The 14,219-nt window shown below is 46.5% G+C and carries 16 protein-coding genes, 2 tRNA genes and 1 riboswitch; of the genes, 17 read left to right on the forward strand and 1 reads right to left on the reverse strand.

From position 1 onward, the window contains the following. Window positions 1–144: 144 nt before the first annotated feature. From trxA to BGM27_RS05825, 3 genes are all read left to right on the forward strand, one after another. Window positions 145–459 (forward strand): thioredoxin, encoded by a 315-nt coding sequence (gene trxA / locus BGM27_RS05815; RefSeq protein WP_003152560.1) that lies wholly within the window; start codon window positions 145–147, stop codon window positions 457–459. Window positions 460–601: 142 nt separating this feature from the next. Further along, window positions 602–2,374 carry an excinuclease ABC subunit UvrC gene (uvrC, locus tag BGM27_RS05820; protein WP_007408126.1) on the forward strand — a complete coding sequence of 591 codons (1,773 nt, stop codon included), beginning with the start codon at window positions 602–604 and terminating at the stop codon, window positions 2,372–2,374. Window positions 2,375–2,435: 61 nt separating this feature from the next. Continuing rightward, window positions 2,436–2,615: riboswitch (Lysine riboswitch) on the forward strand. Window positions 2,616–2,740: 125 nt separating this feature from the next. Beyond that, window positions 2,741–3,970, forward strand: a complete 1,230-nt coding sequence (locus tag BGM27_RS05825; protein ID WP_007408127.1) for an aspartate kinase — start codon at window positions 2,741–2,743, stop codon at window positions 3,968–3,970. Between the two features lie 46 nt (window positions 3,971–4,016). On the opposite strand, the gene BGM27_RS05830 is transcribed toward BGM27_RS05825, so the two are convergent. Further along, entirely contained in the window at window positions 4,017–4,463 is a 447-nt protein-coding gene (locus tag BGM27_RS05830; RefSeq protein ID WP_007408128.1) for a YslB family protein, read from the reverse strand. A gap of 296 nt (window positions 4,464–4,759) precedes the next feature. On the opposite strand from BGM27_RS05830, the gene sdhC reads away from it, so the two are divergent. The 14 genes from sdhC to BGM27_RS05900 all read left to right on the forward strand — a co-directional run bounded on the left by sdhC (window position 4,760) and on the right by BGM27_RS05900 (window position 14,210). Next, window positions 4,760–5,368, forward strand: a complete 609-nt coding sequence (sdhC, locus tag BGM27_RS05835; RefSeq protein ID WP_003152571.1) for a succinate dehydrogenase cytochrome B558 — start codon at window positions 4,760–4,762, stop codon at window positions 5,366–5,368. Window positions 5,369–5,401: 33 nt separating this feature from the next. Continuing rightward, window positions 5,402–7,162, forward strand: coding sequence for a succinate dehydrogenase flavoprotein subunit (gene sdhA / locus BGM27_RS05840; protein ID WP_007408129.1), 1,761 nt, complete (start codon window positions 5,402–5,404; stop codon window positions 7,160–7,162). 2 nt (window positions 7,163–7,164) lie between these two features. Further along, window positions 7,165–7,923 (forward strand): succinate dehydrogenase iron-sulfur subunit, encoded by a 759-nt coding sequence (sdhB, locus tag BGM27_RS05845; RefSeq protein ID WP_003152575.1) that lies wholly within the window; start codon window positions 7,165–7,167, stop codon window positions 7,921–7,923. A gap of 59 nt (window positions 7,924–7,982) precedes the next feature. Continuing rightward, window positions 7,983–8,420, forward strand: a complete 438-nt coding sequence (locus tag BGM27_RS05850) for an acyl-CoA thioesterase (RefSeq protein ID WP_007408130.1) — start codon at window positions 7,983–7,985, stop codon at window positions 8,418–8,420. A gap of 120 nt (window positions 8,421–8,540) precedes the next feature. Then, window positions 8,541–8,765, forward strand: coding sequence for a spore germination transcription factor GerE (gerE, locus tag BGM27_RS05855; RefSeq protein ID WP_003152579.1), 225 nt, complete (start codon window positions 8,541–8,543; stop codon window positions 8,763–8,765). 186 nt (window positions 8,766–8,951) lie between these two features. Next, entirely contained in the window at window positions 8,952–9,392 is a 441-nt protein-coding gene (locus BGM27_RS05860; protein WP_003152580.1) for a MarR family winged helix-turn-helix transcriptional regulator, read from the forward strand. 7 nt (window positions 9,393–9,399) lie between these two features. Next, window positions 9,400–10,218: a glutamate racemase gene (racE, locus tag BGM27_RS05865; protein ID WP_108724798.1), complete on the forward strand. Its 819-nt coding sequence runs from the start codon at window positions 9,400–9,402 to the stop codon at window positions 10,216–10,218. A 106-nt stretch (window positions 10,219–10,324) separates the two neighbouring features. Continuing rightward, window positions 10,325–11,410: a GerMN domain-containing protein gene (locus tag BGM27_RS05870; protein WP_007408133.1), complete on the forward strand. Its 1,086-nt coding sequence runs from the start codon at window positions 10,325–10,327 to the stop codon at window positions 11,408–11,410. Between the two features lie 109 nt (window positions 11,411–11,519). Then, window positions 11,520–12,257 carry a ribonuclease PH gene (rph, locus tag BGM27_RS05875; protein WP_007408134.1) on the forward strand — a complete coding sequence of 246 codons (738 nt, stop codon included), beginning with the start codon at window positions 11,520–11,522 and terminating at the stop codon, window positions 12,255–12,257. Window positions 12,258–12,268: 11 nt separating this feature from the next. Further along, complete coding sequence (locus BGM27_RS05880; protein WP_088005422.1) at window positions 12,269–12,865, forward strand: XTP/dITP diphosphatase; 597 nt, start codon at window positions 12,269–12,271, stop codon at window positions 12,863–12,865. A 15-nt stretch (window positions 12,866–12,880) separates the two neighbouring features. After that, complete coding sequence (locus BGM27_RS05885; protein ID WP_007408135.1) at window positions 12,881–13,390, forward strand: YfcE family phosphodiesterase; 510 nt, start codon at window positions 12,881–12,883, stop codon at window positions 13,388–13,390. Window positions 13,391–13,502: 112 nt separating this feature from the next. Beyond that, window positions 13,503–13,576 (forward strand) — tRNA-Arg (locus BGM27_RS05890). A 124-nt stretch (window positions 13,577–13,700) separates the two neighbouring features. Continuing rightward, a tRNA-Arg gene (locus BGM27_RS05895) sits at window positions 13,701–13,774 on the forward strand. A 250-nt stretch (window positions 13,775–14,024) separates the two neighbouring features. After that, the gene (locus tag BGM27_RS05900; RefSeq protein WP_007408136.1) at window positions 14,025–14,210 is read left to right on the forward strand and encodes a hypothetical protein; all 186 of its coding nucleotides are present in this window, start codon (window positions 14,025–14,027) and stop codon (window positions 14,208–14,210) included. Window positions 14,211–14,219: the final 9 nt, after the last annotated feature.

Below are 14,219 nucleotides of genomic sequence, written 5' to 3' on the forward strand. Positions count from 1 at the left end.
CGCCTGCCGCCCGGTTATAATACACTGTATAAATAAGATTATTTTCGGCGGGATCGGGAGAAAATAATATAAGCATTAAATTAGCATGAACGAATGGGAGATGCTATACTAAAAATCATCATTTGACAATTGGAGGAATAACAAATGGCTATCGTAAAAGCAACTGATCAATCGTTCTCAGCTGAAACAAGTGAAGGTGTCGTATTGGCTGATTTCTGGGCTCCTTGGTGCGGACCTTGTAAAATGATCGCGCCCGTTCTTGAAGAGCTTGATCAAGAAATGGGAGACAAACTGAAAATCGTCAAAATCGACGTGGATGAAAACCAAGAAACTGCCGGTAAATACGGCGTCATGAGCATCCCGACACTTCTCGTATTGAAAGACGGAGAAGTCGTTGAAACATCTGTCGGTTTCAAACCGAAAGAAGCTCTTGAAGAGCTTGTAAACAAACATCTGTAAGCCGAAAGCTTCCGTTACGGCAGGGCGATTCCTTTGAAAGGGAATCGCCTTTTTTGATCTTCCAAAAGCTGAGAATGGAGAAAAACAAATGTTCGTGATACACTGAATGGACACGAGAAATGAATGTAAGGAAGGGTAACGTATGAATAAACAACTGAAAGAAAAGCTGGCCCTCCTTCCCGATCAGCCGGGCTGTTATTTAATGAAAGACCGTCAAAAAACAGTCATCTACGTGGGGAAAGCGAAAGTCTTGAAAAACAGGGTGCGATCTTATTTCACCGGTTCTCACGACGCAAAAACCCAACGGCTTGTGTCGGAGATTGAGGACTTTGAATATATCGTGACTTCCTCCAATCTTGAAGCGCTTATTTTGGAAATGAATCTGATTAAAAAATACGATCCGAAATACAATGTCATGCTGAAAGATGATAAAACCTATCCCTTTATTAAAATCACCCATGAACGCCATCCGCGGCTGATTGTCACCCGGAATGTCAAAAAAGACAAAGGACGCTATTTCGGCCCGTATCCGAATGTGCAGGCGGCGCGGGAAACGAAAAAACTGCTGGACCGCCTTTACCCGCTCAGGAAATGCTCAAAGCTTCCGGACCGCGTCTGTCTCTATTATCATCTCGGACAATGCCTCGCCCCATGTGTAAAGGATATATCTGAGGAGACAAACCGCGAGATTGTTGAAGACATCACCCGTTTTTTAAAGGGAGGGCATAACGAAATCAAAAAAGAGCTCGAAGCGAAAATGGCAGAAGCGGCGGAAAAGCTTGAATTTGAACGGGCTAAAGAATTCCGCGACCAGCTTGCTCACATCGAATCGACGATGGAGAAGCAAAAAATGACCATGAATGACCTTCTGGACCGCGATGTGTTTGCATATGCCTACGATAAAGGCTGGATGTGCGTCCAAGTCTTTTTCATACGCCAAGGAAAACTGATCGAACGCGACGTCAGCATGTTTCCGATGTATCAGGAAGCGGATGAAGAATTTCTGACCTTCATCGGCCAGTTCTACTCTAAAAACAATCACTTTCTGCCTAAGGAAATTCTGGTGCCTGACAGCGTTGACAGGGACATGATCACCGAACTGTTGGAAACCGCCGTGCATCAGCCGAAAAAAGGCCCGAAAAAAGAGCTGCTTTTGCTTGCGCACAAAAATGCGAAAATCGCTCTGCGGGAAAAATTCTCGTTAATCGAGCGGGATGAGGAACGGTCAATCGGTGCAGCCGAACGGCTTGGCGAAGCGCTGAATATTTACACGCCGCATCGGATTGAAGCGTTTGACAACTCCAATATTCAAGGCACAAACCCCGTATCGGCCATGATTGTCTTTATTGACGGAAAACCGAATAAAAAGGAATACCGCAAATATAAAATTAAAACCGTAACAGGGCCTGATGATTACGGCTCAATGAGGGAAGTCGTCAGAAGAAGATACACGAGGGTGCTTCGCGAAAATCTTCCGCTGCCGGATTTAATCATCATTGACGGCGGAAAAGGGCAGATTAACGCGGCGCGCGACGTGCTCGAGAATGAGCTCGGCCTTGATGTCCCGGTAGCGGGATTGGCGAAAGATGATAAACACCGAACATCCAACCTTTTGATCGGCGACCCGCTTGAACCGGTGTTTCTGGAGCGGAACAGCCAAGAGTTTTACCTGCTTCAGCGTATTCAGGACGAAGTTCACCGTTTTGCGATCAGCTTTCACAGACAGATCCGGGGAAAAAGCGTCTTTCAATCCGTTCTGGATGATATCCCCGGAATCGGTGAAAAACGCAAAAAAATGCTCTTAAAACATTTCGGATCTGTCAAAAAGATGAAGGAAGCAAGCCTTGACGATATCAAAAAAGCGGGTGTGCCGGCCGCGGCGGCCCAGCTGCTGTTTGAAAAATTAAAAAAATAGTATTGTGCTTTTCTGAAAAATCTGCTAGAATGTGAACTAATTTCATAAGATCGTGTTATATGGTGAAGATAGAGGTGCGAACTTCAATAGTAAGCCTTTGGAGAATGATGGATTCTGCGAAAAAGGCTGAAAGGGGAGCGTCGCCGAAGTGTATCACATCCCATCGGTGTGATTCGCTGGCCTTGCATTAAATAAATGTAAGGCTGTCAAGAATTCATTTTCTTGGAGGGCTATCTCGTTGTTCATAATCAATCGTAATGATATGAAAAAGCAATGAGAGCTATTCCTCTCATTGCTTTTTTTATTGTGGACAAAACGCTCTTTTCTCCTCACCCGCACGAACCAAAATGTAAAGGGTGGTCTAGTATGGGTCTTATCGTACAAAAATTCGGAGGCACTTCCGTCGGCTCTGCCGAAAAAATTCAAAATGCCGCAAATCGCGCCATTGCTGAAAAGCAAAAAGGCCATGATGTCGTAGTCGTCGTTTCGGCAATGGGAAAATCAACCGACGCGCTCGTTAACCTCGCGGCTGAAATCACATCTGAACCAAGCAGACGCGAGATGGATATGCTTTTGTCTACGGGAGAGCAGGTCACGATTTCGCTTTTGGCCATGGCGCTTCAGGAAAAAGGATATGACGCCGTCTCTTATACGGGCTGGCAGGCGGGTGTCCGCACGGAAGCCGTTCACGGCAATGCGAGAATTACGGATATTGATATCACGGCGATTCGTTCGCAGCTTGCAGAAGGCAGGATTACAGTCGTTGCCGGTTTTCAGGGCGTAACGGAAGACGGAGGCATCACGACGCTCGGACGGGGCGGTTCCGATACGACGGCGGTCGCTCTTGCCGCAGCGCTGGAAGCGGATAAATGCGACATTTATACAGATGTTCCGGGCGTATTTACGACAGATCCGCGGTATGTCCGGTCAGCGAGAAAACTGGCGGGAATCTCTTATGATGAAATGCTGGAGCTTGCAAATCTCGGAGCGGGTGTTCTTCACCCGCGGGCGGTTGAGTTCGCGAAAAACTACCAAGTGCCTTTGGAAGTGCGGTCAAGCACGGAACATGAAGCGGGAACATTAATTGAGGAGGAATCATCAATGGAGCAGAATTTAATCGTCAGAGGAATTGCATTTGAAGACCAGATCACAAGGGTGTCCGTTACGGGCCTGACAAGCGGACTGACTACTCTTTCAACAATCTTCACCGCGCTGGCAAAACGAAACATCAACGTTGACATTATTATTCAGACACAGTCGGACGATGGGGAAGCGGATATTTCTTTCTCAGTGAAAACGGAAGATGCCGCGCAAACGGTCGCCGTGCTTGAAGAATATAAAAACGCGCTTGACTATGAAAAAATTGAAACCGAAAGAAAACTGGCGAAAGTCTCCATTGTCGGGTCGGGCATGGTTTCAAATCCCGGCGTCGCCGCGGACATGTTTGCCGTACTGGCGGAAAAAAATGTACAAGTCAAAATGGTGAGCACATCTGAAATAAAAGTATCAGCGGTTGTCAGCGAAAATGATATGGTGAAAGCGGTCGAAGCGCTTCATGATGCGTTTGAGCTTTCTAAACAGCCGTCTGCTGTGTAAACGGGCAGGCAAAAAGGCGGGACTTGGAGTCACCGCCTTTTTTCAATTATACAGGGTCCTTCATATCCCATTTTACAGTCAGGACGACTTTATCCGCTCTCTTTTTTACCTGTTCATAAGATTCTGCGATCTGATCGTTCATCAATTGAATCTGTTCGGCTATAAAACCGGCTTCAAGCTGAAAACAAGGCTCTTTCTGATGTTTGAGTCTGCTGGATACGAGCGGTCCTTCCAGTTCAAATTCCAGTTCTTGTTTTTTTGATCCTGCGTTTGTCAAAGTTCCCCAGCCGGCTTTTTCAAAAAAGGCGGGGATTTCTTCCCACGATTGAAGAGGAAATTTGCGGGCGAGGCGTTTTCCCGCCCAATACATCATCGATGAATACTCCGGGCCGAGGATATCCGGAAGCACGATTTCCCGGATTAATTCGTAGCCGTATGCGCTGACGTCGAGTTCAGTTAAAGGTTCTAAAGCTGCTTCATAATTATTCTTCATATTATGTATTCCCCTCTCTCCTTCGTTTATTATAGCTTAAACAGGGGGGAGGATTACAGGATGATCCTATAAAACACGCGAAAAAATGTGAGAAAGATATCGCAGGAAAATAAAATTTTCCCTCCAGATAATCAATTCCGAAAATTATAATTTATGTACACGTTTTCTTGACGCCCTTTTGAGGGAGGAGTAAAATGAAATTGTCAATAAATTTTAATAAAGTGCTTACAATTGAAACGAAGTGGGGGCAGAGATTTTAGTACATTTCGCACTTAAATCAAACAGGGGGTAAAGTAATGTCTGGGAACAGAGAGTTTTATTTTCGAAGATTGCATTCCTTGCTCGGTGTTATTCCGGTCGGCATCTTTTTGATCCAGCATTTAGTCGTCAACCAATTTGCCGCAAGGGGAGCGGATGCGTTTAACAAGGCGGCCGGCTTTATGGACAGTCTGCCGTTCAGGTATGCGTTAGAAATTTTTATTATTTTCTTACCTTTAATTTATCATGCGGTTTACGGTGTGTACATAGCATTTACTGCGAAAAACAACGCTGGCCACTACAGTTATTTCAGAAACTGGATGTTTGTGCTTCAGCGTGTCACTGGTATTCTCACCCTTATTTTCGTCAGCTGGCATGTATGGCAGACGCGGATTGCCGCGCAGATGGGCGCTGAAGTCAACTTCGATATGATGGCGAATATTTTGAGCTCGCCGTTTATGCTCGGTTTTTACATTGTAGGCGTTTTATCGGTCATTTTTCACTTTTCAAACGGCTTATGGTCTTTTGCGGTCACATGGGGGATCACGGTCACGCCGCGTTCTCAAAGAATTTCGACTTACGTGACGCTGATTATATTTTTAGCGCTTTCATACGTAGGTTTAAAAGCGATTTTTGCGTTTGTGTAAGAGAACTAGATTACTAGAGGGAGAGGGGCTATCATGAGTCAATCAAGCATTATCGTAGTCGGCGGGGGTCTTGCCGGCCTCATGGCAACAATTAAAGCAGCGGAATCAGGCACGGCCGTTAAATTGTTTTCCATCGTTCCGGTCAAACGCTCTCACTCGGTCTGCGCGCAGGGCGGGATAAACGGAGCTGTCAACACAAAAGGGGAAGGAGACTCTCCGTTTGAGCATTTTGATGACACGGTATACGGAGGCGACTTTTTGGCAAACCAGCCTCCTGTAAAAGCGATGTGTGAAGCGGCGCCGTCCATTATCCACTTATTGGACCGCATGGGGGTTATGTTTAACAGAACGCCGGAAGGGCTCTTGGACTTCCGCCGTTTCGGGGGTACACAGCATCACAGAACCGCATACGCGGGAGCGACGACGGGTCAGCAGCTTCTTTACGCACTGGACGAGCAGGTGCGCAGATATGAAGTGGCGGGTCTCGTCACAAAATACGAAGGCTGGGAATTCCTCGGCGCCGTTCTTGACGATGAGCGCACGTGCCGCGGTATCGTAGCCCAAAATCTGACCAATATGCAAATCGAGTCATTCCGTTCTGACGCCGTTATTATGGCGACGGGAGGTCCCGGAATCGTATTCGGCAAATCAACAAACAGCATGATCAACACGGGATCTGCCGCATCAATCGTTTATCAGCAGGGCGCTTATTATGCAAACGGCGAATTTATCCAAATTCACCCGACAGCAATCCCGGGGGACGATAAACTGCGTCTGATGAGTGAATCGGCGCGCGGCGAGGGCGGAAGAGTCTGGACGTATAAAGACGGAAAACCTTGGTACTTCCTTGAGGAAAAATATCCGGCTTACGGAAACCTCGTGCCGCGGGATATTGCGACACGTGAAATCTTTGACGTGTGCGTGAATCAGAAACTCGGCATCAACGGAGAAAACATGGTGTATCTCGATCTGTCGCACAAAGATCCGAAAGAGCTCGACGTTAAGCTTGGCGGCATTATCGAAATCTATGAAAAATTCATGGGCGATGACCCGCGCAAGCTTCCGATGAAAATTTTCCCTGCCGTTCACTATTCAATGGGCGGACTGTGGGTTGATTATGATCAGATGACAAGCATCCGCGGACTGTTCGCAGCGGGGGAATGTGATTATTCAATGCACGGAGGAAACCGTTTAGGGGCGAACTCTCTGCTTTCCGCCATCTACGGAGGAATGGTGGCCGGACCAAATGCGGTGAAATATGTTTCCGGACTTGAAACATCAGCGGAAGACCTGCCTTCTTCATTATTTGATTCCTATGTGAAAAAAGAAGAAGAAAAATGGGCCGATATTATGAAGATGGACGGCGACGAAAATGCCTACGTGCTTCACCGTGAGCTCGGAGAATGGATGACGGCCAACGTCACGGTGGTCCGCCACAACGACAAGCTTTTGAAAACGGATGACAAAATCCAAGAGCTGATGGAACGCTTTAAGAAAATCAATATCAACGATACGACAAAATGGAGCAACCAAGGGGCGATGTTCACCCGCCAGTTCTCCAATATGCTTCAGCTTGCCAGAGTCATCACGCTCGGCGCATATAACCGAAATGAAAGCCGGGGAGCGCACTATAAACCGGATTTCCCTGAAAGAAATGACGATGAGTGGCTCAAAACGACGATGGCTAAACATGCCGGTCCGTTTGAAGCTCCGGAATTTGAATATCAGGATGTCGATGTATCACTGATTGCGCCCCGTAAACGCGACTACTCGAAGAAGAAGGTGGCGAAATAATCATGAGTGAGAAAAAGATACGGTTTATCATTACACGTCAGGATACGCCCGAAAGCGCGCCATACGATGAAGAATTCGAAATCAATTACCGCCCGAACCTGAACGTGATTTCCGCCCTGATGGAAATCCGCAGAAATCCCGTGAATGCAAAAGGAGAGAAAACCACTCCGGTCGCATGGGACATGAACTGTCTTGAAGAAGTATGCGGCGCCTGCTCCATGGTCATCAACGGAAGACCGCGCCAGTCATGTACGGCGCTGATTGATAAGCTGGAACAGCCGATCCGTCTGAAGCCGATGAAAACATTCCCGGTTGTCCGTGACCTTCAGGTTGACCGCAGCAGAATGTTTGATTCACTGAAAAAAGTGAAAGCATGGGTGCCGATTGACGGAACTTACGATTTGGGGCCGGGGCCGAGAATGCCGGAAAAACGCCGCCAGTGGGCATATGAATTGTCTAAATGCATGACATGCGGCGTCTGCCTCGAAGCCTGCCCGAACGTCAACAGCAAGTCGAAATTCATGGGGCCTGCCCCGATGTCGCAAGTTCGTCTGTTTAACGCCCATCCGACGGGCGCGATGAACAAAGCAGAACGTTTAGAAGCGTTAATGACAGACGGCGGCCTCGGAGATTGCGGGAATTCACAAAACTGTGTTCAATCCTGCCCGAAAGGCATTCCGCTTACGACTTCAATCGCCGCTTTGAACAGAGATACCAATTTACAAGCATTCCGTAATTTCTTCGGAAGCGACAGAGTATAAGAAAGAGAAAAAGAGCCTCTTCCGCACGGGAGAGGTTTTTTTATAAGGAGCTGAAGGTGATGAAACAACCGCAATATATTGATGTCCCGTTTGAAGAATGGAGACAGTCGTTTTCTTTCTTTACTGAAGTATCGGTTCGTTTTTCAGAAACGGATATGTTCGGCCATATGAATAATGTAACCCCTTTCATCTATTTTGAAGAAGCGCGGATCGCTTATTTCAAACAGCGAGGCATAACGGCGCAAAACTCGGAAACGATGACGGTCGTCGCAAGCCAGCAGTGCGACTATATGCGTCAGGTGATGCCGTATGAAAATCTGCGGATTTATGTGAAAGCAAGCGCTGCCGGAAATGCGTCCGTCACCCTTCATTACCTTGGAGAAAATGAGTCGGGCCTGCCGTGCTTTACAGGTTCCGTCGTTATGGTTCAAGTGTCGAAGAAAAGCGGCAAAGCGGTCAGCTGGACGGAGCGGGAGAAAGGCATTCTGCTCGCCTGAACGGATAACTATTTCTCTAAGAGACGTCACCTCCGAAGCGCCCTTTACATATGATATCTTGACTATATAAACCCATTCGTTTCAGATTCGCTCTCACCTTAGCAAGGAGGGTTACAATACTTGAAGGAGAAAGATTTTCAATCAAAGCCGCTGCTGACCAAAAGAGAAAGAGAAGTATTCGAATTGCTCGTTCAAGACAAGACAACAAAGGAAATTGCAAGCGAGCTATTTATCAGTGAAAAAACTGTACGGAATCACATTTCAAATGCCATGCAGAAGTTAGGTGTGAAAGGGCGTTCGCAAGCTGTTGTCGAGCTTCTTAGAATGGGTGAGCTAGAGCTCTGATTCTTGCCGGTTTTCCTTCTTTTCGAGAAGGAGCCGGTTATTTGCGTTGGCGCCCGGGCTGATGGGCATGCGGTGAAAATCCCGGTTTTTCCTTTTTCTCCGTCAGTCTTGCATTTTCTTAAAAAAAGAAGGAAAATAGACACGGAGCGCATAGCCCAGAAAGATCCTTGAGTGAGGGATGGACAAATGACATCAAAATCTGTAGAGCATGTTGCGGATATCGAAAAATCACTCCGCCATATCGCTGCGATCATTAAACAAAAAGGAAGAGAAATCCTTAACCAATATGCAATTACACCGCCGCAATTCGTGGGGCTTCAATGGCTTTATGAATTGGGGGATATGACAATAGGCGAATTATCAGGCAAAATGTATTTGGCTTGCAGCACGACGACGGATCTGATAGACCGCATGGAAAAAAATAAGCTTGTCGAGCGGGTGAAAGACCCGGCTGACAGACGGGTCGTCAGAATTCATCTTCTCGCTGAAGGAGAGCGCATTATCCAAGAAGTGATTTTGAAAAGACAGGCTTATTTGCGGGATATGTTTGCGACATTTTCCGAAGAAGAAACAGCCGCTTTCGAAAAATCATTATTGAAACTGCAGCATGAAATGAAAAGAAAATGAGGCGATTTTGTTGGAACAGCCGATAGGAGTCATTGATTCCGGGGTTGGCGGGTTAACCGTTGCTAAGGAAATCATGAGACAGCTACCGAAGGAAAATATCATCTATGTGGGAGATACAAAACGCTGCCCGTACGGCCCGCGTCCTGAAGAAGAAGTTCTTCAATACACGTGGGAAATGACCGATTACCTGCTGGAAAACCACCATATCAAAATGCTCGTGATCGCCTGCAATACGGCCACGGCCATTGCCTTGGAGGATATTCAGCGCAAAACGGATATTCCGGTTGTCGGCGTCATTCAGCCGGGTGCGAGAACGGCGATAAAGGTCACGAAAAATCAGCATATCGGCGTCATCGGCACGGTCAATACCATTAAAAGCAGAGCGTATGAGCAGGCGCTGCTCGGATTAAACGCAGAACTTCAAGTTAAGAACACGGCTTGTCCGCTGCTCGTGCCGTTTGTGGAAAGCGGACGGTTTCTTCAGGAATCAGCGGAGGAAGCGGTTGAAGCATCGCTTGAGCCTTTAAAAGGTACATCAATTGACACCTTGATTTTAGGATGTACGCATTATCCGATTTTAAAAGATCCGATTCAGAACTATATGGGAGAGCATGTGAAAATCATTTCCTCCGGAGACGAGACGGCGAGAGAAGTGAGCACCATCTTGTCTTATAAAGGTTTGTTAAACCAATCGAAACATGCACCGGAGCATCAATTTCTTACAACGGGAGAGCGGAACGGTTTCGCAAAAATTGCCGAAGACTGGTTCGGCCACGAAATCGGCCATGTCGAGTGCATCTCCCTTCAAGAGCCGGTCAGAAAATAAATCAAAAAAACCCGCTGTTTACGGCGGGTTTTTTTGCGCTTCCCGGTCTATTTCCCGGACAGGGCTCGTATACATCATAGTACAAACAGCCTTAGGAGGGAAAAGTATGCTGAAAAAAGGACCTGCAGTCATTGCTGCAACATGTCTTACTTCGGCTTTTGTGTTATCTGGATGCGGTTTGTTTCAATCCGATAAAACAGCCGGGGAAATTGACCCGCCTCAAGACATTTCATATGTAAAGGATGAAGCGGGAATTCAGGCAAAACCAAAGCAGTCAGAGAAAAACGGCACTTCTAAAGCCGACCAGCCGGCCAATACAGTCATGCGAGAGCTGTATCTGATTGATAAAAACGGCTATGTCGCAGCACAGACACTGCCTCTTCCGAACAGTGAGGGAACCGCAAAGCAGGCCCTTGAGTATTTGGTTCAGGGAGGGCCTGTGTCAGAAATCCTGCCGAACGGCTTCAGAGCTGTGCTCCCTGCGGATACGACGGTAAATGTCGATATTAAAAAAGACGGCACTGCCGTCGCTGATTTTTCGAAGGAATTTAAAAACTATAAAAAAGAAGACGAACAAAAAATCCTGCAATCGATTACATGGACGCTTACCCAATTCAGCTCAATAGATAAAGTTAAAATCAGAATCAACGGGCACGAACTGAAAGAAATGCCTGTGGGCGGCACTCCGATTACGGGCGATTTAAGCAGAAAAGACGGGATTAATATTGAAACGGCCGGAGTGAATGATCTGACAGACACCCATCCGCTGACTGTCTATTATCTGGCGGAAACAGAGACAAGCGAATACTACGTGCCTGTCACAAAGCGGATTGACAATTCGGAAACAAATGACATCACCGCTGCCGTTGAACAGCTCGCCGACGGACCGGGCAAAGCAAGCGGGCTTTTGACGGACTTTAATAACGATGTTAAGCTTCTCGGCAAGCCGAAAGTAAAAGACGGCCAGGTTACACTGGACTTTAACAGCTCCATTTACGGAAGCGCCGACGAAAAAACAAAAATGGTATCATCGGGCGTACTGGACAGCATCGTTCTCACGTTAACCGAACAGCCGTCGATTAAAAGTGTTTCTATAAAAGTAAACGGAAAATCAGAACTGGTGAATGAAAAAGGAGAATCCCTTTCAAAACCTGTTTCGAGGCCGTCACAAGTGAATACGGGTAGTTTTTAATTTGCGATTTTTGATATACTAGTAAAAAAGAGGTTAGCGTTCCGGCTGCCTCTTTCTTTATTCACAATCCGGAACAAAAGGTTTATGTACATATAATCGGAGGTAAAATATGAGACACGACGGAAGACAGCACGATGAGCTGCGCCCTATCACATTTGATTTGGATTTTATCACTCACCCGGAAGGCTCTGTTTTAATTACAGCGGGAAATACGAAGGTCATCTGTAATGCATCTGTGGAAGACCGGGTGCCGCCATTTTTACGCGGCGGAGGAAAAGGCTGGATCACAGCGGAATACAGCATGCTTCCCCGCGCGACGAATCAAAGAACGATAAGAGAATCTTCAAAAGGAAAGGTCTCCGGCAGAACGATGGAAATTCAGCGGCTGATCGGGCGCGCGCTCCGGGCCGTCGTTGATTTGGAGAAGCTTGGCGAACGCACGATCTGGATCGACTGTGACGTCATTCAAGCTGACGGCGGAACAAGAACGGCTTCCATTACCGGCGCCTTCTTGGCAATGGCCATTGCGATCGGCAAACTCGTAAAAAGCGGCGTTATCAAAACCTCTCCTGTGACAGATTATCTCGCGGCCATTTCTGTCGGGATGGATAAAGAAGAAGGCCTTCTTTTGGATCTGAATTATGAAGAGGATTCGGCGGCTGAAGTCGACATGAATATCATCATGACGGGAAGCGGACGTTTTGTAGAGCTTCAAGGGACGGGCGAAGAAGCCACATTCTCCCGTGAAGATTTAAACGGACTGTTAAGTCTTGCCGAAAAAGGAATCCAGACGCTTATTCAAAAGCAAAAAGAAGTGCTGGCAGAAACATTGCCTGAACTGAAATAAGAAAGAGAGGCCTGATCAGCGTGAAAGAAGCCATTATTGCGACACACAATCAGGGAAAAGTGAAAGAATTCAAGGAAATACTCGAACCGAAAGGCTACAGCGTCTCTTCTTTGGCGGAAATCGGATTTACGGAAGAAATTGAAGAAACCGGACATACCTTTGAAGAAAACGCCATCTTAAAAGCGGAAGCCGTGGCAAAAGCCGTCAACAAAATGGTCATTGCAGACGACTCCGGTTTATCGGTGGACAACCTTGGAGGCAGACCGGGCGTTTATTCAGCCCGTTATGCCGGAGAAGCAAAAGATGATAAAGCGAATATGGACAAGGTGCTGTCAGAATTAAAAGGCATCGAAAAAGAGCAGCGCACGGCCCGTTTCCGCTGCGCCCTTGCCGTCAGCATGCCGGGGCAGGAAACAAAAACGGTCGAAGGTCATGTTGAAGGGTATATTGCGGAAGGACCCGAGGGGGATAACGGGTTCGGCTATGATCCCATTTTTATTGTAAAAGATAAAGATAAAACCATGGCCCAGCTGACAAGCGCTGAGAAAAACAAAATCAGCCACAGGGCTGAGGCGCTCAAGAAACTGTCAAAGCTGCTTGATTCATAAGGGGGAGCGTATGCAATGAAAGTGCTGATAATAAGTGACAGTCACGGCCTTGAAGACGAGCTGGAGACGATTGCAAAGCGGCACGAAGACGAAGCGGATCTGATGATTCATTGCGGTGATTCAGAGCTTGACGCCGCACATCCGGCGCTTACGCCGTTTCACACGGTAAAAGGCAATTGCGACTTTGGCGGCGGGTTTCAGGATGAACTTCTTCTGGACGCAGGTTCAAAGAAAATTCTGGCCGTTCACGGGCATCTTCACGGCATTAAACAGTCACTTTTAACTGTTTTTTACCGGGCGGAAGAGCTTGGGGCGGATATCGTCTGCTTCGGCCATTCACATATTGCCGGGAGTGAAGAGCTTCGGGGCAAGCTTTTGATTAATCCGGGCAGCATCCGTCTTCCGAGAGTCCGCAATGTGAAAAGCTATGCCATTCTTACTCTTACAGAAAGAGAAGGCGCCGTGACATTTTACGATGAAACGGGTCGGGAATTGAAGGACTTTGGGAATACAATCAGTTTTTAACAAGTGATGGGGGAGATTTCATTCTTCCCCATCAAAAGTTTTAAAAAAATATTGACTTATGATTTGAACCTGTATATAATAAATCTTGTCGCTGATACATAAAGCAAAAGCTGTCCCAGTAGCTCAGCTGGATAGAGCAACGGCCTTCTAAGCCGTCGGTCGGGAGTTCGAATCTCTCCTGGGACGTATAAAAAAAGAGCTGGTGACATCAGAGTGAAAACTGATGCCGCTGGCCTTTTTTATCGGATGACTATATTGTCAATTCGCTGATATCATGGTAAAATGATCAGCAGAACAATTTGATTTTCATGTCCCAGTAGCTCAGCCGGATAGAGCAACGGCCTTCTAAGCCGTCGGTCGGGAGTTCGAATCTCTCCTGGGACGTATAAAAAACCTCAAGCCCTGACAATGGGTTTGAGGTTTTTTTGTATTTTATTTTTTATTTTACGAAACAAAAGTTTCGTATTTGATGAAAATTGTAAAGTGATTTTAATATAAATGAAACTTAATGTAATATTTATCGTAATAAATATATGTATAAAGATACTTAAGGCGCCCTTGAGTGATAAATTATCTAATTTCTATCATACATTTTGTCAATGAATGATAGAAAGACAGCAGGAGGAATTAGCTTTTGAAGTACGCATTTGCATATAAAAATCACAATATAGAAACGATCTTTTGCGGAAAAGACGAGCTGTTTGAGGAACTGAAGCAATTTTTAATCACTCAATGCGGTTTAATCATCGTTGAGGTTTCAAGGGCTGATTACTATACGGAGCAGGAAATGAATCAGTGGAATGACCGTTATACTCTGTGAATAAGAAAA

Origin of the sequence: Bacillus sp. FJAT-27001, assembly GCF_019039175.1 — a bacterium.
Taxonomy (GTDB): Bacteria; Bacillota; Bacilli; order Bacillales; family Bacillaceae; genus Bacillus; species Bacillus velezensis.